21 protein-coding genes are annotated in these 23671 nt (G+C 54.7%); 16 read left to right on the forward strand and 5 right to left on the reverse strand.

The features are described 5' to 3' along the window. Positions 1-52 precede the first annotated feature (52 nt). Complete coding sequence (yeiP, locus tag ACFX4O_RS08615; protein WP_131410723.1) at positions 53-625, reverse strand: elongation factor P-like protein YeiP; 573 nt, start codon at positions 623-625, stop codon at positions 53-55. Between the two features lie 162 nt (positions 626-787). Here yeiP and ACFX4O_RS08620 point away from each other — a divergent pair, with 162 nt between their 5' ends. Next, positions 788-1042, forward strand: coding sequence for a YkgJ family cysteine cluster protein (locus ACFX4O_RS08620; RefSeq protein WP_131410721.1), 255 nt, complete (start codon positions 788-790; stop codon positions 1040-1042). Here ACFX4O_RS08620 and setB read toward each other — a convergent pair. Then, positions 1039-2220, reverse strand: coding sequence for a sugar efflux transporter SetB (gene setB / locus ACFX4O_RS08625; protein WP_380208091.1), 1182 nt, complete (start codon positions 2218-2220; stop codon positions 1039-1041). The two genes, ACFX4O_RS08620 and setB, sit on opposite strands and share 4 nt — an antisense overlap. Positions 2221-2583: 363 nt before the next feature. Here setB and fruB point away from each other — a divergent pair, with 363 nt between their 5' ends. Genes fruB through fruA form a run of 3 tightly spaced genes read left to right on the forward strand, consistent with a single transcriptional unit; the run spans position 2584 to position 6360 of the window. Further along, a complete protein-coding gene (fruB, locus tag ACFX4O_RS08630) occupies positions 2584-3714 on the forward strand; it encodes a fused PTS fructose transporter subunit IIA/HPr protein (protein WP_380208093.1) in 1131 nt (376 codons plus the stop codon). Beyond that, positions 3714-4652: a 1-phosphofructokinase gene (fruK, locus tag ACFX4O_RS08635; protein ID WP_131410715.1), complete on the forward strand. Its 939-nt coding sequence runs from the start codon at positions 3714-3716 to the stop codon at positions 4650-4652. Before fruB ends, fruK begins: the two co-directional genes overlap by 1 nt. 16 nt (positions 4653-4668) lie before the next feature. Next, entirely contained in the window at positions 4669-6360 is a 1692-nt protein-coding gene (gene fruA, locus ACFX4O_RS08640; RefSeq protein WP_131410713.1) for a PTS fructose transporter subunit IIBC, read from the forward strand. 50 nt (positions 6361-6410) lie between these two features. Here the strand turns inward: fruA and nfo are convergent, their stop codons facing one another. Together nfo and ACFX4O_RS08650 are read right to left on the reverse strand one after the other, a co-directional pair. Further along, entirely contained in the window at positions 6411-7268 is an 858-nt protein-coding gene (gene nfo / locus ACFX4O_RS08645) for a deoxyribonuclease IV (protein WP_380208096.1), read from the reverse strand. Positions 7269-7339: 71 nt separating this feature from the next. Continuing rightward, positions 7340-8389: a YeiH family putative sulfate export transporter gene (locus tag ACFX4O_RS08650; RefSeq protein ID WP_380208098.1), complete on the reverse strand. Its 1050-nt coding sequence runs from the start codon at positions 8387-8389 to the stop codon at positions 7340-7342. 101 nt (positions 8390-8490) lie between these two features. On the opposite strand from ACFX4O_RS08650, the gene yieE reads away from it, so the two are divergent. The 7 genes from yieE to ACFX4O_RS08685 all read left to right on the forward strand — a co-directional run bounded on the left by yieE (position 8491) and on the right by ACFX4O_RS08685 (position 16998). After that, a complete protein-coding gene (gene yieE, locus ACFX4O_RS08655) occupies positions 8491-9357 on the forward strand; it encodes a DNA-binding transcriptional regulator YeiE (protein ID WP_131410707.1) in 867 nt (288 codons plus the stop codon). A gap of 189 nt (positions 9358-9546) precedes the next feature. Next, on the forward strand, positions 9547-10320 hold the full coding sequence (locus ACFX4O_RS08660) for a transporter substrate-binding domain-containing protein (RefSeq protein WP_235855242.1): 774 nt from the start codon (positions 9547-9549) through the stop codon (positions 10318-10320). A 3-nt stretch (positions 10321-10323) separates the two neighbouring features. Beyond that, a complete protein-coding gene (locus tag ACFX4O_RS08665; protein WP_380208101.1) occupies positions 10324-10989 on the forward strand; it encodes an amino acid ABC transporter permease in 666 nt (221 codons plus the stop codon). Beyond that, on the forward strand, positions 10989-11645 hold the full coding sequence (locus tag ACFX4O_RS08670; RefSeq protein WP_380208103.1) for an amino acid ABC transporter permease: 657 nt from the start codon (positions 10989-10991) through the stop codon (positions 11643-11645). Before ACFX4O_RS08665 ends, ACFX4O_RS08670 begins: the two co-directional genes overlap by 1 nt. Next, the gene (locus tag ACFX4O_RS08675; RefSeq protein ID WP_131410701.1) at positions 11626-12363 is read left to right on the forward strand and encodes an amino acid ABC transporter ATP-binding protein; all 738 of its coding nucleotides are present in this window, start codon (positions 11626-11628) and stop codon (positions 12361-12363) included. The genes ACFX4O_RS08670 and ACFX4O_RS08675 overlap by 20 nt, the downstream gene beginning before the upstream one ends. Positions 12364-12545: 182 nt before the next feature. Beyond that, positions 12546-14015, forward strand: coding sequence for an amino acid permease (locus tag ACFX4O_RS08680; protein ID WP_380208105.1), 1470 nt, complete (start codon positions 12546-12548; stop codon positions 14013-14015). Positions 14016-14268: 253 nt separating this feature from the next. Beyond that, entirely contained in the window at positions 14269-16998 is a 2730-nt protein-coding gene (locus ACFX4O_RS08685; protein WP_380208107.1) for an RHS repeat protein, read from the forward strand. 35 nt (positions 16999-17033) lie between these two features. On the opposite strand, the gene fghA is transcribed toward ACFX4O_RS08685, so the two are convergent. Further along, positions 17034-17870 (reverse strand): S-formylglutathione hydrolase, encoded by an 837-nt coding sequence (fghA, locus tag ACFX4O_RS08690; protein WP_131410695.1) that lies wholly within the window; start codon positions 17868-17870, stop codon positions 17034-17036. 150 nt (positions 17871-18020) lie between these two features. On the opposite strand from fghA, the gene ACFX4O_RS08695 reads away from it, so the two are divergent. The 5 genes from ACFX4O_RS08695 (at position 18021) to mglB (ending at position 23593) form a co-directional block, all read left to right on the forward strand. Continuing rightward, positions 18021-19148: a YbfB/YjiJ family MFS transporter gene (locus tag ACFX4O_RS08695; RefSeq protein WP_380208109.1), complete on the forward strand. Its 1128-nt coding sequence runs from the start codon at positions 18021-18023 to the stop codon at positions 19146-19148. Between the two features lie 126 nt (positions 19149-19274). Then, positions 19275-19940, forward strand: coding sequence for a GTP cyclohydrolase I FolE (folE, locus tag ACFX4O_RS08700; protein WP_017459784.1), 666 nt, complete (start codon positions 19275-19277; stop codon positions 19938-19940). 18 nt (positions 19941-19958) lie between these two features. Beyond that, on the forward strand, positions 19959-21119 hold the full coding sequence (gene yeiB / locus ACFX4O_RS08705) for a DUF418 domain-containing protein YeiB (RefSeq protein WP_380208112.1): 1161 nt from the start codon (positions 19959-19961) through the stop codon (positions 21117-21119). A gap of 155 nt (positions 21120-21274) precedes the next feature. Then, the gene (gene galS, locus ACFX4O_RS08710) at positions 21275-22300 is read left to right on the forward strand and encodes an HTH-type transcriptional regulator GalS (RefSeq protein WP_380208114.1); all 1026 of its coding nucleotides are present in this window, start codon (positions 21275-21277) and stop codon (positions 22298-22300) included. 294 nt (positions 22301-22594) lie between these two features. Then, on the forward strand, positions 22595-23593 hold the full coding sequence (gene mglB / locus ACFX4O_RS08715) for a galactose/glucose ABC transporter substrate-binding protein MglB (RefSeq protein WP_131410687.1): 999 nt from the start codon (positions 22595-22597) through the stop codon (positions 23591-23593). Positions 23594-23671 lie beyond the last annotated feature (78 nt).

A 23671-nucleotide genomic window follows, 5' to 3' on the forward strand; every position in this document is an offset into this window, starting at 1 on the left:
GGAAAATAAAAAGCCACTTCAATGAAGTGGCTTTTTTAATGTATCACGCTTATCAATCGGTGCGGCCCATATAGCGGCGCTCTTCAATATGAATACGGATTCTCTCGCCGGTGGTCAGGTATTCCGGAACCTGTACCACCAGGCCAGTCGTCAGGGTTGCCGGTTTGGTGCGCGAGCTGGCGGAAGCGCCTTTGATACCTGGTGCGGTTTCCACAATTTCCAGATCCACCGTCTGCGGCAATTCGAGAGCCAGCAACTGGCCGTCCCACAGCAGAACCTGCATATCCGGCATACCGCCTTCTGGAATAAACAGCAGCTCTTCTTCAATCTGCTCTTTATTGAAGGTGTACGGCGTGTAATCTTCTTTATCCATAAACACGTATTCGTTGCCGTCAACATAAGAGAAGTCGACAAAACGACGGTTCAGGGTCACGGTATCAAGGATATCGTCGCCTTTAAAACGCTCTTCCACTTTCAGCCCAGTACGGACATCGGAAAAACGCATTTTGTAGAGCGTTGCCGCGCCACGGGCGCTCGGTGACTGAATATCAATATCTTTCACAATCAGCAATTTGCCGTTGTAATTCAGCACCATACCTTTTTTAATTTCGTTCGCTCTTGGCATTGCAAGGGTCCTGTAAATTGAAAATTACGAAAATATCGCGACAAACTACTCGCGAGGGACTTTTCAGGCAAGTGGAATCGGAGAGTTTTGCGTTCAGAGGGCAAAAGATGGTAGCTTGCGCCTGCACGCGCAGCCCCGCGCGCCTGATAACCGAGAACGTTTATGGAATGCCGCCCGGACTGCGGAGCTTGCTGTACCGCCCCGTCCATCAGTAGCCCGATACCCGGCATGCCTGACGGGAAACCGGCCAATACGCCCTGCGTTCAGCTCGACGCGCAAAAGCGCTGCAAGATATTCGGCTCACCGCTGCGCCCAAACGTGTGCGCCGGGCTGCAACCGAGCCGTGAAATGTGCGGCGCAAACCGTGAGCAGGCGATGGTGTATCTGCTCGATCTTGAGCAACAAACCGCGCCTTAAATATCTTTTATCCGGCTCAGGCAAACCTGCGTAGCCAGCGTCATCACCAGCGCAATCCAGAACACGGCGTGATAACTCCAGATCTCTGCCACTACACCAGCCAGCGAACCGGCGATGATCCAGCCGACGCGCGTGGTATTAGTATAAAGGGTGGTGGCTGAACCCGCCTGGCCCGGCATTAAATCCTGAAAATAGAGCATGCCAATCCCGGCGAGAATCCCGATATAAATAGCGTTCAGCAACTGTAAAGCAAGCAATACGACGGGCGTGTGCACCGTCAGCATTCCTGCATAAAAAAAGATGCCCGCTACGGCGCTAACGCGCATCAGAAAGCGTTTGCCGAAGCGCTTTGCGTAATACCCGGCAATCAGCATGGTGGGGATTTCCAGCCCGGCAGCGGTGCCCATCATCACGCCCGCCAGTTTCTCTGGCAGATGCAGCTCATCAATAATGAACAGCGGCATATTAATAATATAAAGGCTGTTGGTGCCCCACATCAGCGTACAAATCACGAACAATAGCAGCGCATCGCGGCGGTGAGTGCGTGGCGCTTCCATCACCGCAGATTTCAGCTTTGGCTCTTTACGCATGGTTGGCAGGAACAGCCACACCATTGCACCGCAGACAATAAAGGCTGCCGCCGCGCATAAATACATGGCGGAGAAACCAAAGCCCATCGCCAGCGCGTAGGCCAGAGGCGGGCCAATCACCCACGCCAGGGAGACTTGCGCGCGCAGGATCGAGCTGAACATCACGGCTTCACGCCCGGTGCGATCCGCATATTCACGCGCGAGTGCAAACATTTGCGGGTTCGCTGTCGAGCCGAAGCTGCTGAGGAACACCCCGATGAACAGTAAAACAAAGTAGTTACGGTTCCAGGCGAACAGCACACAGGCCAGCACGCCGAGCAGGCAACAGAACACAATCAGCGTTTTGCGATCGCCTTTGCGATCGGAGCGTCCGGCAAGAAACTGGCTCACCAGAATGCCAATCACAGCGCTGCCGGTGAAAAAGAAACCCACCATCGCCGGGCGAACGTGCACTTCATTGGTTAAAAACAGGCTCAGCGTCGGCGTTTGCAGCGCACCGGCAATCCCCGTTAAAAAAGCGACAATCAGGAATGCCGTTGAGGTGAAATCAAAAGCGCCGGGACGCGCAGCGGCGGGAGAATTTTGCATGTTAAATGAGATCCAATAGCGAGACGCGGAGTGTACGCCGCTGCATGAAAAAAACCCAGCCTGCTAAGCAAAATTCATCACAAAAAATCCAATCCTCTTTCCAGCCTTTTTATTAAAGCTGATGAAAGCTGAAAGTGGATTGCTGAACAGAAAGATTGCTTCAGCAAATTTGCCTTACGCGTGGTCGAAATGTGCTGAACCTCAAAATTCTGCAACGCCAATTGAGAGAATTCTTGCTTACGGAAGAAAAAAAGTGAATGCTCCTTGAAACGTTTCAGCGTCATCACGTTATGTCTGAACAACGGCGGTGACGCATTATTTCTCAACTTAGCTGAAACGATTCAATCAGCGAGCGAGGGTCACATGTTCCAGTTATCCGTTCAGGACATCCATCCAGGCCAGCAGGCCAGCAATAAAGAAGATGCCATTCGCCAGATTGCGGCGGCGCTGGTAGCAGCAGGTAACGTCGCCGACGGTTACGTCGATGGCATGCTGGCGCGCGAAGGGCAAACTTCAACGTATCTCGGCAATGGTATTGCTATTCCGCACGGCACCACCGACACGCGCGATCAGGTGCTGAAAACCGGTGTGAAAGTCTTCCAGTTCCCACAGGGCATCCTCTGGAGCGAAGGACAGGTGGCGTATGTCGCCATCGGTATCGCCGCCAGTTCCGATGAACATCTTGGCCTGCTGCGTCAGCTGACGCATGTGCTGAGCGATGATTCCGTGGCCGCACAGTTGCAGTCCGCCACCTCTGCTGAAGAGCTGCGCGCATTGCTGATGGGCGAAAAACAGAGCGCATCACTCAAGCTGGATAACGAAACCTTAACGCTCGATGTCGCTGCCAGCGATCTGACGACGCTGCAAGCGCTGAACGCCGCGCGTCTGAAAGAGGCGGGTGCGGTTGATGCTGCCTATGTTACTCGCGCCATTAACGAGAAACCGCTGAACCTCGGTCAGGGCATTTGGCTGAACGACAGTGCTGAAGGCAACTTGCTGAGTGCGGTTGCGGTGAGCCGTGCAGCAACCCCGTTTGAGGTAGAAGGTGAGCGCGTGGCGCTGCTGGTCAGTGTTGCCATGGCCGACGAACAGCCAGTCGCGGTGCTCAAGCGCCTTAGCGATTTGCTGCTTAACAATAAAACCAGCCTGCTGCTGAATGCCGACGCCGCCACGCTTCTGGCGTTGCTGAGCAGTGACGATGCGGTTGCTGAAGACCTGCTGAGCGAGGAATTTGTCGTGCGTAACGAGCATGGTCTGCACGCACGTCCGGGCACCATGCTGGTCAATACTATCAAGCAATTTAACAGTGAAATTACCGTTACCAACCTCGACGGTACCGGCAAACCAGCTAATGGACGTAGTCTGATGAAAGTTGTTGCACTTGGCGTGAAAAAAGGACACCGCCTGCGTTTCACCGCGCAGGGTGATGATGCTGAACAGGCGCTGAAAGCGATTGGCGAAGCCATCGCTGCCGGTCTCGGGGAGGGCGCATAATGAGCAGACGTGTCGCTACGATTACCCTTAATCCAGCCTATGATCTGGTGGGGTTCACCCCGGAAGTTGAACGCGGCGAAGTGAACCTCGTGCGCACTACCGGCCTGCATGCTGCGGGTAAAGGGATCAACGTCGCAAAAGTACTGAAAGACCTTGGCATTGATGTCACCGTGGGCGGCTTCCTCGGTAAAGACAACCAGGATGGTTTCCAGCAATTGTTCAGCGAGCTGGGCATCGCCAACCGTTTTCAGGTGGTGCAGGGGCGTACCCGTATCAACGTGAAGCTGACGGAAAAAGATGGCGAAGTGACGGATTTTAACTTCTCCGGCTTTGAAGTTACCCCGGCTGACTGGGAACGCTTTGTTAACGATTCGCTGACCTGGCTTGGCCAGTTCGACATGGTTTGCGTGAGCGGTAGCCTGCCGTCTGGCGTCAGCCCGGAAGCCTTTACGGACTGGATGACGCGCCTGCGTAGCCAGTGCCCGTGCATTATCTTCGACAGCAGCCGCGATGCGCTGGTAGCTGGCCTGAAAGCCGCGCCGTGGCTGGTGAAACCGAACCGCCGTGAGCTGGAAATCTGGGCGGGCCGTAAATTACCAGAATTGAAGGACGTTATTGAAGCTGCTCATGCGCTTCGCGAACAGGGGATCGCCCATGTGGTGATTTCCCTGGGCGCAGAAGGCGCGCTGTGGGTTAACGCTTCGGGCGAATGGATCGCCAAACCGCCGTCAATGGAAGTGGTAAGCACCGTTGGCGCAGGGGATTCAATGGTTGGCGGGCTGATCTACGGTCTGCTGATGCGTGAATCCAGTGAACATACTTTACGCCTGGCCACCGCTGTTGCTGCACTGGCGGTAAGTCAGAGTAACGTAGGTATTACCGATCGTACCCAGTTAGCCGCGATGATGGCGCGAGTTGACTTAAAACCCTTCAACTAACAGCAGGAGAGGCATAATGAAAACGCTGCTGATAATCGACTCCGAACTCGGGCAGGCCCGCGCCTATATGGCGAAGACCTTGCTGGGCGCGGCGGCGCAGAAAGCAAATCTGCAATTTATTGATAACCCAGGCGAAGCGGAACTGGCTATCGTACTGGGAAGCAAGCTGCCAGGCGACAGTGCGCTGGACGGGAAAAAGGTTTGGCTGGGCGATATCAATCGCGCAGTCGCCCACCCGGAACTGTTCCTGAGTGAAGCGAAAAACCACGCATCGGCGTATGTCGCGCCTGCCGCAACGGCGACAGCCGTGACCAGCAGTGGCCCGAAACGCATTGTGGCGGTCACTGCCTGCCCGACGGGGGTGGCGCACACCTTTATGGCGGCGGAAGCGATTGAAACCGAAGCGAAAAAACGCGGCTGGTGGGTGAAAGTGGAAACCCGTGGTTCCGTGGGTGCGGGCAACGCCATCACCCCGGAAGAGGTTGCGCAGGCGGATCTAGTGGTGGTTGCGGCTGACATCGAAGTCGATCTGGCGAAATTTGCTGGTAAGCCGATGTACCGCACAACAACGGGTCTGGCGCTGAAGAAAACCGCGCAGGAACTGGATAAAGCTGTCGCGGAAGCGAAGCCTTATCAGCCGGCGGGTAAAGGTTCTGCTGATGCTGCTGAAGGTAAAAAAGAGAGTGCGGGCGCCTACCGTCACTTGCTGACGGGTGTTTCCTACATGCTGCCGATGGTGGTAGCCGGTGGTCTGTTAATTGCGCTCTCCTTCGCATTCGGTATTACCGCGTTTAAAGAAGAAGGCACGCTGGCGGCCGCGCTGATGAAAATCGGTGGTGGTTCAGCCTTTGCTCTGATGGTGCCGGTGCTGGCGGGCTTTATCGCGTTCTCCATCGCCGACCGTCCGGGTCTGACGCCGGGTCTTATCGGCGGTATGCTGGCGGTCAGCACCGGTTCGGGTTTTATCGGCGGTATCATTGCCGGTTTCCTCGCGGGCTACCTGGCGAAAGGCATCAGTAAAGGTCTGAAGCTGCCACCAAGTATGGAAGCGCTGAAACCGATTCTGATCATTCCGCTGGTTTCCAGCCTGATTGTCGGTCTGGCGATGATTTACCTGATCGGTACGCCGGTGGCGAAAATCCTGGCAAGTCTGACCTCCTGGCTGCAAACCATGGGCACGGCAAACGCCGTCCTGCTGGGCGCAATCCTCGGTGGCATGATGTGTACCGATATGGGGGGCCCGGTCAACAAAGCGGCATACGCTTTTGGTGTGGGTCTGCTGAGTACGCAAACTTACGCGCCGATGGCGGCAATTATGGCCGCCGGTATGGTGCCGCCGCTGGCGATGGGCCTGGCGACCATTGTTGCACGCAACAAGTTCGACAAAGGTCAACGCGAAGGGGGTAAAGCGGCGCTGGTACTGGGTTTGTGCTTTATCTCTGAAGGCGCAATTCCGTTTGCTGCCCGCGACCCGATGCGTGTTCTGCCGTGCTGTATCGCCGGTGGTGCGCTGACGGGTGCTATCTCCATGGCGATTGGTGCGAAACTGATGGCACCGCACGGTGGTCTGTTTGTGCTGCTGATCCCAGGCGCTATCACGCCGGTGCTGGGCTACCTGCTCTCAATCGTCGCGGGTACGCTGCTGGCGGGTCTGGTGTATGCCTTCCTGAAACGGCCAGAAACAGAAGCCGTCGCGAAAGTAGCATAAGAAATTGCCGACACCCGGAAAATGAGAAGGGCCGCTTAGCGGCCCTTTTTTTATGCGGTGGCTTCAGCGGTCTGCTGCGCCTTCAGCCAGGCAATTTCTTCGGCCCAGATATCCGGGTTAATGGTTTCCAGAATCATGGGAATGCCGTCGAAACGCGCATCGCGCATGATCCAGCGAAACGCGTCATGCCCGATATTCCCTTCGCCGAGGCTGTGATGGCGGTCAACGCGGCTACCAAAAGTACTTTTTGCATCATTCAGATGCATACCGCGCAGATACTGGAAACCGACCACACGCTCGAATTCCGCAAAGGTTTCTGCCGTGGCCTGTTCGCTGCGCAAATCATAGCCTGCGGCAAACGCATGGCAGGTATCAATACACACGCCGACGCGGGATTTGTCTTCCACTCCGTCAATAATTGCCGCCAGATGCTCGAACTTAAACCCAAGGTTGCTGCCCTGACCGGCGGTGTTTTCAATCACTGCCGTGACGCCTTCGGTTTGTGCCAGCGCAATGTTGATGGATTCGGCAATACGCGCCAGACATTTCTCTTCGGGGATCTGCATTAAATGGCTGCCCGGATGGAAGTTCAGCAGCGTCAGCCCCAGTTGCTGACAACGGCTCAGCTCATCAATAAACGCGTCGCGAGATTTTTCCAGTGCGTCCGCCACCGGGTGACCAAGGTTAATCAGGTAACTGTCGTGCGGCAGGATCTGGCCTGGCGCGAAGTGGTATTTTTCGCAGGCGGTTTTAAACTCGTCGATGGTTTCCGTACTCAGCGGCGCGGCACGCCACTGGCGCTGGTTTTTGGTAAACAGCGCGAAGGCCGTCGCGCCAATCTCCGCTGCGCGAATCGCGGCATTCGCTACGCCGCCGGAGGCGCTCACATGCGCACCAATGTATTTCATAAAAACTCCTGTTAAACCCGCCAGAGGAAAACGCTCATCATAGCGGGTCAACAGGGAGGAGACGTAGTGGTTTATGCCATCAGGTGATGAACCGCCAGGTTAATGGCACCGCCGCCGACAATCAGCCAGATAAACAGGATCAGCCCCATAACCAGCGGTTTTGCCCCGGCATTTTTTAGCGCGCTGATATGCGTGGTCAACCCCAGCGCCGCCATGGCCATCGCCAGCAGCAGCGTATCCAGCGTGTTCAGCATGTTCACCACCGATGCTGGCAACAGATGAAACGAGTTAAACACCGCGACAGCCACAAAACCCAGCGCAAACCACGGGATAGTCAGCTTGCTTTTTTCTGCGCCTTGCTGCGGGCTGAGCTGTTTGATACGCGCTGCCAGCAGCAGTAAAAACGGTGCCAGCATCATCACGCGCAGCATTTTGGCAATCACCGCGGCATTTTCCGTTTCCGGGCTGATAGCGTGTCCGGCTGCGACCACTTGCGCCACTTCATGTACTGTTGAGCCAACCCAGATGCCGTAGGTTTCCGGGCTAAACCAGTGCCCAACCAGCGGATAGAGTGCCGGGTAAATAAAAATCGCCAGCGTGCCGAAAATCACTACCGTCGCCACCGCAACCGTCACTTTGCTGGCTTCTGCTTTGACTACCGGTTCGGTTGCCAGCACGGCTGCTGCGCCGCAAATACTGCTGCCCGCGCCAATCAGCCAGCTGGTTTTTTTATCCAGGCCAAATACTTTTTGCCCAAGAAAACAGGCCAGCAAAAAGGTGCTTGATAGCGTCAGCACATCAATGGCGATACCGCTGACCCCGACATCGGCAATTTGCGAAAACGTCAGGCGAAAACCATAAAGAATAATCCCCAGCCGTAACAGGTGCTGTTTGGCGAACAGCACGCCGCTGTCGCAACGGTGGTGCCATGTCGGATAGAGCGTATTGCCGAGCAGCATGCCGATAAGAATGGCCAGCGTTAAGGCGCTCAGCCCAAGGCCCGCGACCGACGGGATAGCGCTAAGCCATAATGCGGCGGCGGTAATCACGCCGGTCAACAGCAAGCCAGGAACAAAATGCCAGGCTGGGTGGCGTCGAGTGTGTAACGTGATTTCTGTCATAACCTTCTCCTTTCAATGGAGAAAAGGTTAAGGCGAACTGGTTTAAAGGTAAAATTGATTATATATTTATAATCAATCTTTATAAGTGGTAAGTGACCTCTATGCATATAACGTTACGCCAGCTTGAAGTGTTTGCAGAAGTGCTGAAAAGCGGCTCCACCACCCAGGCTTCTCAGCGGCTGGCGCTCTCGCAATCGGCGGTTAGCGCGGCGCTAACCGATCTTGAAGGCCAGCTGGGTGTGCAATTGTTCGATCGCGTTGGCAAACGGCTGGTGGTCAATGAACATGGACGTTTGCTCTACCCCCGCGCGCTGGCAGCGCTGGAGCAGGCAACGGAAATCGAGCAACTGTTTCGCGAAGATAACGGTGCCATCCGCGTATTCGCCAGTAGCACGATTGGTAACTACATCCTGCCGGAGGTGATTGCCCACTACCGTCGTGATTTCCCCGATCTGCCGCTGGAGCTGAGCGTGGGTAATAGCCAGGACGTGATCAACGCGGTAGCGGATTTCCGCGTTGATATCGGTTTAATCGAAGGCCCGTGCCACACGGCGGAGATTATCGCCGAGCCTTGGCTCGAAGATGAGCTTGTGGTATTTGCGCCGCCGTCATCCCCGCTGCTGCAAGGGCGCGTAACGCTCGAACAACTGGCCGCTGCGCCGTGGATCCTGCGTGAGCGCGGCTCCGGCACGCGCGAAATTGTCGACTATTTACTGCTCTCGCATTTGCCGCAGTTTCGTCTTGGCATGGAACTGGGGAATTCAGAAGCCATCAAGCATGCAGTGCGCCACGGTTTGGGCATTAGCTGTCTGTCGCGGCGAGTGATTGCCGAACAGTTGGAAACCGGCAGCTTAGCGGAAGTCTCGATTCCGCTGCCCCGTCTGGTGCGTACGCTTTGGCGTATTCACCATCGTCAGAAGCACCTCTCCAGTGCATTGAATCGCTTTATCCGTTACTGCGCGATTTGATTGCACCATCAGCAGGCGTCTGCACCGTTTTGGTGGTGCAGACGCAGCGCTGCAACCTTCGATTCAGCCTCTAAACACCTCGTACTCCACACACCGTCGGAATATATCGTATTGGCACATTAGTTGCAGAAAGTGATTCAAAGAATCTTTTGTTTCATGAGCGATGAGGTGTTGACGATGAAAACGTGGATGAAGGCTGCAGCGGTGGCGACAGTAATGATGGCTTGCACCTCGCAGGCCATGGCGGATCAATTACAGGATATTCAGAAGCGTGGTGTATTGCGCGTGGCTGTACCGCAAGATTTTCCGCCATTTGGCTCTGTGGGCACCGATCTCAAACCGCAAGGTTACGATATTGATATGGCCGGGTACCTGGCAAAAGGTATGAAGGTGAAACTGCAACTGGTGCCCGTAACCAGCGCCAACCGCGTGCCGTACCTGCAAACGCATAAAGTTGACCTGGTAATTTCCAGCCTGGGCAAAAATGCGGAACGCGAAAAAGTGATCGACTTTAGCCGCGCTTATGCGCCTTTCTTCCTTGGTGTGTTTGGTCCGAAAGAGTCCACGGTGACTGACGCGAAAGCACTAAGCGGCAAATCCATTGGTGTCACACGCGGTGCGGTAGAAGATATGGTGCTGAGCGACATCGCGCCGAAAGATGCCGACGTGAAGCGCTACGAAGATAACAACACCACGCTTTCAGCCTATATGTCCGGCCAGGTGCAGTACCTTGCCACCGGTAACGTAGTGGTGGCGGCTATCGCGCGGCAGAACCCGCAAAAAGCCCCGGTCAGCCAATTTATGCTGAAAGATTCGCCGTGCTATATCGGGCTGATGAAAAACGAACCCGCGCTGAAAGCCGAAGTCGACAAGCTGGTGGAGCAGGCGCTGAAAGAGGGCGAGCTCAACAGCTTGTCACAGAAATGGATGCAGGCGCCGTTACCGGCCAACTTTGGCGCGTAACGCATGACGACGTCGCTTGATTTCGCCGCGCTCTGGCCGTACTGGCCAGAGCTGCTGGCAGGGCTTTGGACCACATTGACCTTAACCACGCTGGCGACGGTTGGTGGCGTGGCGATAGGCATTGCCGGTGCGGCGCTGCGTAGCGGTAAACCCGGCGTGATGAGTGCCATCTGGGGCGCGTATGTTGAGCTTATCCGCAACACGCCTTTTGTGGTGCAACTGTTCTTTATTGTTTTTGGCTTACCGAGCCTCGGGCTGAAACTCACCGCTGGTGAAGCGGCACTGATTGCCATGCTGGTTAACCTTGGCGCCTACAGCACGGAGATTATCCGCGCCGGGATCCAGGTTGCGCCGAAAGGGCAGTGGGAAGCTGCCCGCGTATTGGGGCTCAGTAAATCGCAAACCTTCTTACGGGTGATTTTGCCCCCCGCGCTGAAACGCATTTATCCGGCGCTGGTGAGCCAGTGCATTATCGTCATGCTGGGCTCCTCGGTAGTGTCGCAAGTTTCTTATGAAGAGTTGACCTTTATGGCCAACCTGATTCAGTCGCGCACGTTTTTAAGTTTTGAAGTCTATTTTGTCACCACGCTGCTGTACCTGATGCTGTCGCTACTGATGCGCCAGTTACTGCTGGCAATTGGGCGCAAATGGTTAGGGAGCGAGGCCTAATGAGTACGTTTACTGACTGGGATATTCTGCGCAACCTGCTGCTGGCGGCGCGCTGGACGGTGCTGTTGTCACTGATTGCCTTCGTCTGCGGCACGCTGGTGACGCTGCCGCTGCTGGTGTTACGCATTAGCCGCTGGCGTTTACCAAAACGGTTTATCAGCGCCTATGCCGCACTCTTTCAGGGCACACCGTTGTTGATGCAGCTGTTCCTGGCTTTTTTTGGCCTTGCGCTGTTTGGTATCGATGTCAGCGCGTGGACGGCGGCGACGCTGGCGTTAACGCTGTTTACCAGCGCCTTCTTGCTTGATATCTGGTACGGCAGCATCAAAGCATTGCCCAAAGGGCAATGGGAAGCCTGCCGCTGTCTGGGACTGAGTTTTGGTCAGACGCTGTTTCGTGTGATCGCGCCGCAGGCTATTCGTATCGCCATTGCGCCAACGGTGGGGTTTTCCGTGCAGGTGATTAAAGGCACGGCGCTGGCGTCGATTATCGGTTTTGTCGAACTCACCAAAGCCGGCACCATGCTCAACAACGTTACCTTCGCACCGTTCAAAGTGTTTGGCCTGGTGGCGTTAGGCTATTTCCTGCTGTGTTATCCGCTGTCGCGCTACAGCCGTTATCTGGAGAATAAATTCCATGCCGCTCATCACCATTAATGAAGTGCAAAAATATTATGGCGACAACCATGTGCTGAAGGGCGTAAGCCTCGACATAGAGATGGGGGAAGTGGTGTCGATTATTGGCCGCAGCGGTTCAGGCAAAAGCACCTTGCTGCGCTGCATGAACGGGTTAGAAGGCTACCAGGATGGCAGTATCAAACTGGGGGGGATGACGGTAACGGACCGGGAATCCCAGGCGCGTGAGATCAGCCGCTCAGTGGGAATGGTGTTCCAGAGCTTTAATCTGTTTCCGCATATGACGGCGCTGGAAAACGTGATGCTGGCACCGCGCCGGGTGCTGAAATTGCCTGCGGATGAGTGTCGTCGGCTGGCCAGTGAGATGCTGGAAAAAGTGGGGCTTGGCGAGCGTATTGACTACTATCCGGCTAATCTTTCCGGCGGCCAGCAGCAGCGCGTGGCGATTGCCCGTGCGCTGGCGATGAAACCGAAAGTGCTGCTGTGTGATGAAATTACCTCTGCACTGGACCCGGAATTGGTCGGCGAGGTGCTGCGCGTACTGGAGCAGCTTGCCCGTGAGGGGATGACGCTGATTCTGGTGACCCATGAAATGAACTTTGCGCGCGAAGTGGGCGACCGCGTGGTGTTTATGCATCAGGGAAAAGTCTGGGAGCAAGGCGAAAGCAAACACTTCTTCACGCAGCCGAAAACGCCGGAACTGCAGCAGTTTATCGCGTCAGTACGCGGTCTGAATTAATCTTTCTGCTCCCGCATCCGCGCGGGAGCCTGTTTATCGCCTCGCAACATCTGCCATTCACTGCTTTACTTATAATCCTCTGCCGATCATGAAGGTCTCTAATAAGAGGCGTTTTATGCCGGAAGGCCTGCGTTTCGTTTGCTACAATCGCGCCTCATTTTTTGGATGGATAGCATTTTCTTATGGTTTCCGAAACTAAAACCACAGAAGCGCCCACGCTTCGTCGAGAACTCAAAGCGCGTCATCTGACGATGATCGCGATTGGCGGTTCCATCGGTACAGGTTTGTTTGTCGCATCAGGGGCGACCATTTCTTCGGCGGGCCCGGGCGGCGCGTTGTTCTCCTATATGCTGATTGGCTTGATGGTCTACTTCCTGATGACCAGCCTGGGCGAACTGGCGGCGTACATGCCGGTTTCCGGTTCGTTCTCCACCTATGGTCAGAAATACGTTGAAGAGGGCTTCGGCTTCGCGCTGGGCTGGAACTACTGGTACAACTGGGCGGTGACCATCGCCGTTGACCTTGTGGCATCGCAATTAGTGATGACCTGGTGGTTCCCGGACACGCCGGGTTGGATCTGGAGCGCGCTGTTCCTCGCGGTGATTTTCCTGCTTAACTACATCTCTGTGAAAGGCTTTGGCGAAGCGGAATATTGGTTCTCGCTGATTAAAGTCACTACCGTTATTATCTTTATCGTTGTTGGTGTGATGATGATTGTCGGTATTTTCCAGGGGGAAAAACCGGCAGGCTGGAGCAACTGGGCGATTGGCGATGCGCCATTTGCCGGTGGTTTTTCCGCCATGATCGGTGTGGCAATGATTGTCGGTTTCTCTTTCCAGGGCACTGAGCTGATTGGTATCGCGGCGGGTGAATCGGAAGATCCAGAGAAGAATATTCCGCGCGCGGTGCGTCAGGTGTTCTGGCGTATTCTGCTGTTCTATGTGTTTGCGATTTTGATTATCAGCCTGATTATTCCCTACACCGATCCGAGCCTGCTGCGTAACGACGTAAAAGATATCAGCGTCAGCCCGTTCACGCTGGTGTTCCAGCATGCGGGTTTGCTCTCTGCGGCGGCGGTGATGAATGCGGTGATCCTGACGGCGGTGCTGTCGGCGGGGAACTCGGGAATGTACGCTTCCACGCGTATGCTCTACACGCTGGCGTGTGATGGCAAAGCGCCGCGCATTTTCTCCAAACTGTCGAAAGGTGGCGTGCCGCGTAACGCGCTGTATGCCACCACGGTGATTGCCGCGCTGTGCTTCCTGACCTCAATGTTTGGCAACCAGACCGTGTACTTGTGGCTGCTGAACACTTCCGGCATGACTGGTTTTATCGCCTGGCTGGGCATTGCCATCAGCCACTACCGTTTTCGTCGCGGTTATGTGGCGCAGGGACATTCGCTGGATAACCTGCCGTACCGTTCAGGTTTCTTCCCGCTGGGGCCAATCTTCGCCTTCGCGCTGTGCCTGATCATCACGCTTGGGCAAAACTATCAGGCTTTCCTGGCAGACCGTATTGACTGGGGCGCGGTAGCGGCGACGTATATTGGTATCCCGCTGTTCCTTATTATCTGGTTAGGTTATAAATTTTCCAAAGGAACCCGTTTCGTGCGTTATAGTGAAATGGAGTTTCCGGAACGTTTCACGAAATAAATTCACTCTTTAGCCCTCTGTATGGAGGGCTTTTTTTGCTCTGCCTGTTGCCTTTAGATTTACATCTCACACGACTGACAGCGGCTTCTTTTAAGGTTTTTTAGTGCGCCCTTCGGGGGCGAAATGAGTGTCGCTTTCTGTGAAGGCGGATATTTTGTGCTCCCTGTCCTGGCTTCGCTATCAGATCTCTGCGCCAACGAACCTATACTTCTCCTGATATCCACAAGTGTTATCGACAGTAATGGAGAATCGTATGAGTACATCCCTTTACAGTAAAACCCCGTCAGTCGCGGTGCTTGATAACCGGGGCCTGGCGGTACGCGACATCATATATCACCGTCATCCCGATGCGCCGGACACCTCCGAGGAACGTATCACGCATCATCAGTTCGATGCGCGTGGCCAGCCGTCACAAAGTGCCGACCCGCGTCTGTATGCCGCCGGGCTGGTGAATTTCAGTTACCTCCACGACCTGAACGGTACGCCGCTGCGTACGCAGAGCGCCGATGCCGGTACCACGGTTGCCCTGAATGACGCGTCAGGGCGGGCTTTTTTGCAGGTCAGCAATATCGGCACCGGTAATGACCGCAGCACCACAGTCACCCATACTTTTCAGTATGAAGAGGCAGGGCTGCCGGGGCGGCTGCTCGGTATTACCGAACAGATTGCCGGAGACAGTGCGCGCATCACGGAGCGGTTTATCTGGGGCGGTCATTCCTCAGATGAACAGAGCCACAATCTCGCCGGTCAGCTGGTCAGCCATTACGACCCGGCAGGCCTGCTTTCGATGAGCAGCGTTTCCCTGAACGGCGTGCCGCTTTCCGTCACCCGCCAGTTGCTGCCGGATGATGCAGAAGCAGACTGGCAGGGCGCGGACGCCTCGGCGTGGAACGACCTGCTGGCGGGTGAAACCTACACCACAACCAGCACGGTAGACGCCGCCGGAAATGTCCTGACCACGCTTGACGCGAAAGGCAATACCCAGCGCGTGGCGTTTGATGTGGCGGGTCTGCTGAAGGGCAGCTGGCTGACCATTAAGGGTGAAACAGAACAAGTCATCGTGAAATCCCTGACATACTCTGCTGCCGGGCAGAAACTGCGCGAGGAGCACGGCAACGGCGTGGTGACAACCTACAGTTACGAAGCGGAAACCCAGCGGCTGGTGGGTATTAAAACCGAACGCGCGACAACGACAAAAGTGCTGCAGGATTTGCGCTACGAGTACGACCCGGTGGGCAACGTGCTGGTGATTACTAACGATGCCGAGGAGACCCGTTTCTGGCGCAATCAGCAGGTGGTGCCCGAAAACACCTACGCCTACGACAGCCTGTACCAGCTGGTCAGCGCCACCGGGCGCGAAATGGCCAGCGCGGTGCAGCAGAGTAATAACCGGCCTGATTTCACCTCCTTCGATAACGCCACCTACACGAACTACTCCCGCACTTACACCTACGACAACGCCGGTAATCTGACGAAAATTCAGCACAGCGCCCCGGCCTCCGGCAATAACTACACCACCAGCATCACCGTCTCCGACCGCAGCAACCGCGCAGTACTCAGCACCTTCACGGAAAACCCGGCCGATGTGGAGGCGCTGTTCACCGCCGGCGGTCAGCAGAAACAGATGCTGCCGGGGCAAAATCTGCTGTGGACGGCGCGCCAGGAACTGCAGAAAGTCACTCCAGTGATGCGCGATGGCGAACCCGACGACAGCGAACGCTACCGCTACGACGCCAGCAGCCAGCGCGTGCTGAAAATCACCTCGCAGCTGACCGGTAACAGTACGCAGACGAAAAGGGTGATTTACCTGCCGGGTCTGGAACTGCGCAGCAGCAGCGCGGAAACCCTTCAGGTGATAATCGTTGGAGAAGCCGGTCGCGCCCAGGTACGGGTGCTGCACTGGGAAAGCGGTCAGCCTGCCGGAATTGCTAATGACCCGATTCGTTACAGCTACGACAACCTTACCGGCAGCAGCGCACTGGAAGTGGACGGCAGCGGCGAGCTTATCAGCCAGGAAGAGTATTACCCGTATGGCGGCACGGCGCTGTTTGCCGCGCGCAGCCAGCTGGAAGCGGATTACAAAACCCTCCGTTATTCCGGTAAAGAGCAGGACGCGACGGGGCTTTATTATTATGGATATCGCTATTACCAGCCGTGGGCGGGACGGTGGCTCTCAGCAGACCCGGCGAGCACCGTGGATGGGCTTAATTTGTTCAGGATGGTGAGGGATAATCCGGTAACATTATATGACAACGATGGTAGAGTTTCGAATGAAACACAAAGATTGAGAAAATATTCAATTAAAAATCCAGGGCTTGATGAGGAAATAATAACTGCAAAATCCATTCTTGATGAGGCGATAAAAAAACTGGAAGTGCCTAAATTAGAGAAAAAAACAAAAGAAGATATTCGTGAAATTCTTAAAGGAGGAGCTAATGCTAAAAAGATAAAAACGACAGAATTAAAAGGGGAAATATTGTTAAGATTTAAATTTATGCAGGATGCTTTATTAAAAAGCAAAACCATGTACGATGAGGAAGGAAAGGAAAAAGGAAATCTTGCATATGTATTACATGGTGATTCTGAAAGGAAAATATATTTTTCTGAGGCGCACTTAGAGCATTTGGGATCTGTTCAGAATATCCATAATATACTGCATGAAGCATCACATTTTTCCGGTATTAAAAGAAGCGGTAGATTCTACGAAATATTCGGTGAAAAAGGAACGCAGGACTATTTTTACACTCCATCCAGTCCTCACAATATTTATAAACCTGAAGAATATGTCAAGGAGTTAACCGGCGATACGGAAATAATTCTAAAAGGGATAGATCTAAGTGGAGTAAATAGGAATGCTAAGACGAAGAAGACAGCAATAGATATAGCATTGCATAATGCAGATACGTTAAGTCTTATTGCATTAAAACTTGGTTTCTCCAGAATTAAAAAGATGTCAACTTCGACAAGTAATCTCCATAAATAAAAGAGGAGCCGGCGAGTTAATCGCCGGGTTTACGATTATTTCAGCAGATGTTGCGCATGGAAGCGCACATGATCTTCAATAAACGAAGCGATAAAGAAGTAACTGTGATCGTAGCCGGACTGGATGCGCAGCGTCAGCGGCCACGATTTTTGTCGTGCCACTTCCGCAAGCCTCGCAGGCTGGAGCTGATCGGCCAGGAACTGATCGTTGTCACCCTGATCGATAAGTGTTGGAATCGCGTCAGTTTCGTTGCTTTCCAGCATCAGCGCACAGCTATCCCATTCACGCCATTGTTGCGCGTCGTCACCCAGATAGGCGCGAAACGCTTTTTGCCCCCACGGCACCTGTAACGGGTTAACGATTGGTGCAAAGGCGGAAACGCTGGTGTAACGGCCAGGGTTTTTCAGCGCCATGATTAGCGCGCCGTGGCCGCCCATCGAATGGCCACTGATAGCGCAGCGGTCGCTGACCTTAAATTGCGACTGGATAAGCGTCGGTAATTCATCGCGTAGGTAATCATACATTCGGTAATGCGCTGCCCACGGCTGCTGGGTGGCATTGAGGTAAAAACCTGCACCTTTGCCCAGGTCATAGCTGTCTGCATCTGCCACATCGTCGCCACGCGGGCTGGTATCCGGCATCACCAGCACAATACCTAATTCTGCAGCGACGCGTTGTGCCCCGGCTTTGGTGGTGAAATTTTCGTCATTGCAGGTGAGGCCGGAGAGCCAGTACAGCACCGGCGGCGGTGTTGCGCTGTATTGCGGCGGTAAGAAGATGCTAAAGGTCATCGTGCAGTTCAATATGGCGGAGTCGTGGTGCCAGCGCTGTTGCCAGCCTTCAAAACAGCGGTGCTCTTCGAGCATTTCCATGCGGGGCTCCTTAGAATTTTTACAAACAAAGTAAGGTGACTTCTTGTCATCATACAGACTATTCCCTTTGCTGTGAGTAACTTTCACTTCCGCATAAACGCAACATACTGCATCATAAACATAACTTTACGTTAACATTTGGAGGCGCTAATGGCGCAACGTGTGGCGCTTTGTGGGTTTATTGTGCTGGTGGTAGCGATGGGCATCGGGCGTTTTGCCTTCACACCGCAGGTGCCGTTAATGATCCGCGACGAACAACTAACCCTGACCAGCGCCGGGCTGGTGGCGGCGATTAACTACCTCGGCTATCTGCTTGGTGCCTGGGACGCAATGCGTGCGCAGCGGCATATCGAAGTGCGTCTTTATCTTGGTATTGGCGGCGCGGTGGCGCTGACCTTTCTCTCTTCGCTTGCGGATAACGCATGGGTGCATGGGGCGTTGCGTCTGGTCATTGGCGCAATGAGTGGCTGGGCGATGGTGCTGATTGCCGCCTGGACCAACGAGCGGCTGGCGCACGCTGGAAAACCAGGGCTGAGTGCCGCGGTGTTTGCCGGGCCGGGCGCAGGCATTGCATTAAGCGGCCTGCTGGCGGTGGCGATCCAGGCAAAAGGGTTAACTGCTGCGTCCGCATGGCAGGTGTATGGCGTATTGGCGCTGCTGTTGGTGGCATTGATTGCCCGCTATTTGCCGCGTCCTGGTGAGTGGCATCGGCCAGGAGAAAAGCCACAGCCGCTACAGTTAACCACCGATCTTAAACGCCTGGTCTGGAGCTACAGCCTGGCCGGGTTTGGTTATATTTTACCGGCGACGTTCCTGTCGCAAATGGCGGCGCTGCGTTTTCCGGGCAGCCTGTTTGCTCAATTTGTCTGGCCGGTGTTTGGTGCCGCCGCGGTGGTGGGGATAGCATTAAGTATTCTGCTACGCCACGTTGGACACAGCCATCAGCGGCTGGCGATTGTGTTGTGGCTGCAAGGCGCGGGCGTACTGGCGGCATGGTTACTGCCAGGTATGAGCGGGCTGGTGTGCGGCGCGTTGCTGGTAGGCGGCGGATTTCTCTGCGCCGTGCAGCTTTCACTGCTGTATGGACGCGAACTTGCACCCAATCACACGCGTTATATGGCCGGGTTGTTGACCACGGGCTATGCGATGGGGCAACTGGTCGGCCCAATGACCTCTGCTCTTTCCACCTGGCTTACGCAGCAGCTTGAACCGGCGCTTGGTGTGGCGGCAATGGCTCTGGTCATTGGGGGAGTTTTGGTCTGGAAACGTACGTCCTGAAAGGCGGCAGCGATTTCAATAATTATCGTCGTCGGGGCTGGATTATGTGCGCGACCTCACGCACAATGTTCGCTCACTTTGCGTTAACACCGCGAAGTTCGCCACACCTGCAGGAGAATAAAAAACATGTCATCACTCAGTAAAGAAGCGGCGCTCGTTCACGAGGCTCTGGTTGCCCGTGGTCTGGAAACGCCGCTGCGCCCACCAGTGCAAATGGATAACGAATCCCGTAAACGCCTTATCGCCGGGCATATGACTGAGATTATGCAACTGCTGAATCTCGATCTGAATGATGACAGCCTGATGGAAACGCCGCATCGCATTGCCAAAATGTATGTCGATGAGATCTTCTCCGGCCTTGATTACGCCAATTTCCCGAAGATAACCGTCATTGAAAACAAGATGAAAGTCGATGAGATGGTGACGGTGCGCGATATCACGCTGACCAGCACCTGCGAACACCATTTTGTCACGATCGACGGCAAAGCCACCGTTGCCTATATCCCGAAGGATTCAGTTATCGGCCTGTCGAAAATCAACCGTATCGTGCAGTTTTTTGCGCAGCGACCGCAGGTGCAGGAGCGACTGACGCAGCAGATCCTTACCGCGCTGCAAACGCTGCTTGGCACCAACAATGTCGCGGTTTCTATTGATGCGGTGCATTATTGCGTGAAAGCGCGCGGCATCCGCGATGCGACCAGCGCAACCACCACGACCTCGCTCGGTGGTTTGTTCAAGTCGAGCCAGAATACTCGCCAGGAGTTCCTGCGCGCAGTCCGCCACACTAACTGATAAGCGGGAGCCGCCGACATGGAGAGGAATGTCACGCTGGATTTTATTCGTGGCATCGCCATTCTCGGGATTCTTTTGCTGAATATCACCGCCTTTGGTTTGCCAAAGGCGGCTTATCTTAACCCAGCCTGGTACGGCGACATCACGGTGTCGGATGCCTGGACTTGGGCGCTGCTCGATCTCTTCGCGCAGGTGAAATTCCTCTCACTGTTTGCCCTTTTGTTCGGTGCGGGTCTGCAAATGTTGCTGCCGCGCGGGAAGCGCTGGATCCAGTCGCGCCTGACGCTACTGGTGCTGCTCGGTTTCATTCATGCTCTCTTCTTCTGGGATGGCGATATCCTGCTGGCTTATGGGTTGGTTGGGCTAATTGCCTGGCGCATGGTACGCGATGCGCAGAATGTGAAGACGATGTTCAATACCGGTGTGGTGCTGTACCTGATTGGCATTGCTGTTTTGTTATTGCTGGGGGGCATTTCAGGTGCGCAGCCGAACCGCTCCTGGTTGCCGGATACGGCGAATGTGCAGTACGAAACCTGGTGGCGAGTCAGCGGCGGCATAGGGGAGGCCATCAGCAATCGTGCGGATATGCTCTCTAATGCACTGTTGTCGCTGGGGGCGCAATATGGCTGGCAACTGGCGGGCATGATGCTGATAGGCGCGGCGCTGATGCGCAGCGGTTGGTTGAAAGGGCAATTCAGCCTGCGCCATTACCGCCGAACGGGGGGGCTGCTGATTGGTCTAGGGCTACTGATCAACATCCCTGCGATTATTGCTCAGTGGCAGCTAGGCTGGTCGTATCGCTGGTGCGCTTTCTTTCTGCAAGCTCCGCGTGAACTTGGCGCGCCGTTACAGGCGGTGGGTTACGCCGCGCTGGCGTGGGGATTCTGGCCGCAGATCTGTGGTTTCAAGCTGGTCAACGCTATTGCCTGTGTTGGACGCATGGCGCTTACCAACTATTTGTTGCAAACGTTAATTTGCATCACCTTATTCAATCGTTTCGGGCTGTTTATGCAGTTCGACCGCCTGCAACTGCTGGCATTCGTGCCTGCGGTATGGGCCGTGAATATCCTCTTCTCCCTGTTTTGGCTCAGGCGTTTTCGCCAGGGGCCAATGGAATGGCTATGGCGGCAATTGACCGCACGTGCTGCAGGGACGTCATTAGCGCGCACATCCAGATAACGATCTGGATCACAATCATTAACAAAACGGATGTAACCGTTTCCATTCATGTGATGCCACTCACGTAGCAATCGTCTGCTGACTGCCAGAATAGCCTCCTTACTTAACACAGGGGGTGGCTGTGAACTGCCGCAATCCAGAAAAGGTAGGTAAAAATGATCACCATTCGTGACGTTGCCCGGCATGCGGGCGTCTCTGTCGCGACGGTGTCCCGCGTGCTTAATAACAGCGCGCTGGTCAGCCCGGAAACGCGCGAAACGGTGATGAAAGCCGTTGCCCAACTGGGTTATCGCCCGAATGCCAACGCCCAGGCGCTGGCGACGCAGGTTAGCGACACCATTGGCGTAGTGGTGATGGATGTCTCCGATGCCTTTTTCGGTGCGCTGGTGAAAGCGGTGGATACGGTTGCTCAGCAGCACCAAAAATATGTGCTAATTGGCAACAGTTATCATGAAGCGGAAAAAGAGCGTCACGCCATTGAAGTTTTGATCCGCCAACGCTGTAACGCCCTGATTGTTCACTCAAAAGCACTAAGCGATGAAGAGCTTACGGGCTTCATGGAGCAGATCCCCGGCATGGTGCTTATCAACCGGCTGGTGCCTGGCTATGCGCACCGCTGCGTCTGCCTTGATAACGTCAGCGGGGCGGTGATGGCAACGCGCATGCTGCTCAATAACGGCCATCAGCGCATCGGTTATCTGGCGTCCAGCCATCAGATTGAAGATAACGATATGCGCCGCGAAGGGTGGTTCCGTGCGCTGGAAGAGCAGGGGATTAATGCCCCGGAAAGCTGGGTTGGCACCGGTTCGCCGGACATGCAAGGCGGTGAAGCGGCGATGGTGGAGCTGCTGGGACGCAACCTGCAACTCACCGCAGTCTTCGCCTATAACGACAGCATGGCAGCGGGTGCGTTGACGGCGCTGAAAGACAACGGCATTGCGGTGCCACAGCATTTATCACTCATTGGTTTCGATGATATTCCAATAGCGCGTTACACCGACCCGCAACTGACGACGGTACGTTACCCGGTCGCCTCAATGGCGCGGCTGGCGACCGAGCTGGCGTTGCAGGGGGCCGCAGGAAAGCTGGATCCAGAGGCTGCGCACTGCTTTATGCCGACCCTGGTACGCCGCCATTCCGTGACCGCGCGGCAAACTGTGGCGCCGATCACTAACTTATAAACTTCGATGATGTAACCGTTTTCAATCTGTGAGTAAATTCACAGTATCTTAACAAGGCGCTGACTATGATGTCAGCGTTTTAGAAGCTGAAACACGATGTAACGGTGATTAATCACTTTCACTATAAGTGAGCGCTTTGAAACATCGAAGAAAGCGAACTTCTGGAGCGTTACCCGGACACGGACGAATGGATTTTTAGAGTGAACTTCGGTCGGCAGTAACGTTTTCGTAACAACTGACCCGCCGAGCATTATTCACAAGAACTACCCTGCATATAAAAAAACCGGAGATACCATGAATAAGAAGGTGTTGACTCTGTCTGCTGTTATGGCAAGCATGCTTTTTGGCGCAGCCGCACACGCAGCGGATACCCGCATTGGTGTGACCATCTATAAATATGACGACAACTTTATGTCCGTTGTCCGTAAGGCTATCGAAAAAGACGCCAAAGCAGCGCCAGATGTTCAGCTGCTGATGAACGACTCGCAGAATGACCAATCCAAACAGAACGATCAGATCGACGTGCTGCTGGCAAAAGGCGTAAAAGCACTGGCGATCAACCTGGTTGACCCGGCTGCGGCAGGCACGGTGATTGAGAAAGCGCGTGGTCAAAACGTTCCGGTTGTTTTCTTTAACAAAGAACCTTCTCGTAAAGCGCTGGATAGCTACGATAAAGCCTACTACGTGGGTACCGACTCCAAAGAATCCGGCGTGATTCAGGGCGACCTGATTGCTAAACACTGGGCGGCGAACCCGGGTTGGGATCTGAACAAAGATGGCCAGATCCAGTTTGTACTGCTGAAAGGCGAGCCGGGCCACCCGGATGCTGAAGCACGTACCACTTACGTTATCAAAGAGCTGAATGATAAGGGCATTAAAACCCAGCAGTTGGCTCTGGATACCGCTATGTGGGATACCGCTCAGGCGAAAGACAAAATGGACGCCTGGCTCTCTGGCCCGAACGCCAACAAAATTGAAGTGGTTATCGCTAACAACGACGCGATGGCAATGGGCGCGGTTGAAGCACTGAAAGCACACAACAAATCCGCTATTCCGGTATTTGGCGTCGATGCGCTGCCAGAAGCTCTGGCACTGGTGAAATCCGGTGCGATGGCCGGTACCGTGCTGAACGATGCGAACAACCAGGCGAAAGCGAGCTTCGATCTGGCGAAAAACCTGGCCGAAGGTAAAGGCGCGGCAGATGGCACCACCTGGAAAATCGAAAATAAAATTGTTCGTATTCCTTACGTTGGTGTAGATAAAGACAACCTGGCTGAAATCGCCGGTAAATAATATTAAGAAAGCATGTTCTCATTGGGCGCAACGACTGTTGCGCCCTTATAACACGATATGCCAGGCCAACAAGGTATA

Origin of the sequence: Kosakonia sp. YIM B13571, assembly GCF_042788095.1 — a bacterium.
In the GTDB taxonomy this organism is placed as follows: Bacteria; Pseudomonadota; Gammaproteobacteria; order Enterobacterales; family Enterobacteriaceae; genus Kosakonia; species Kosakonia quasisacchari.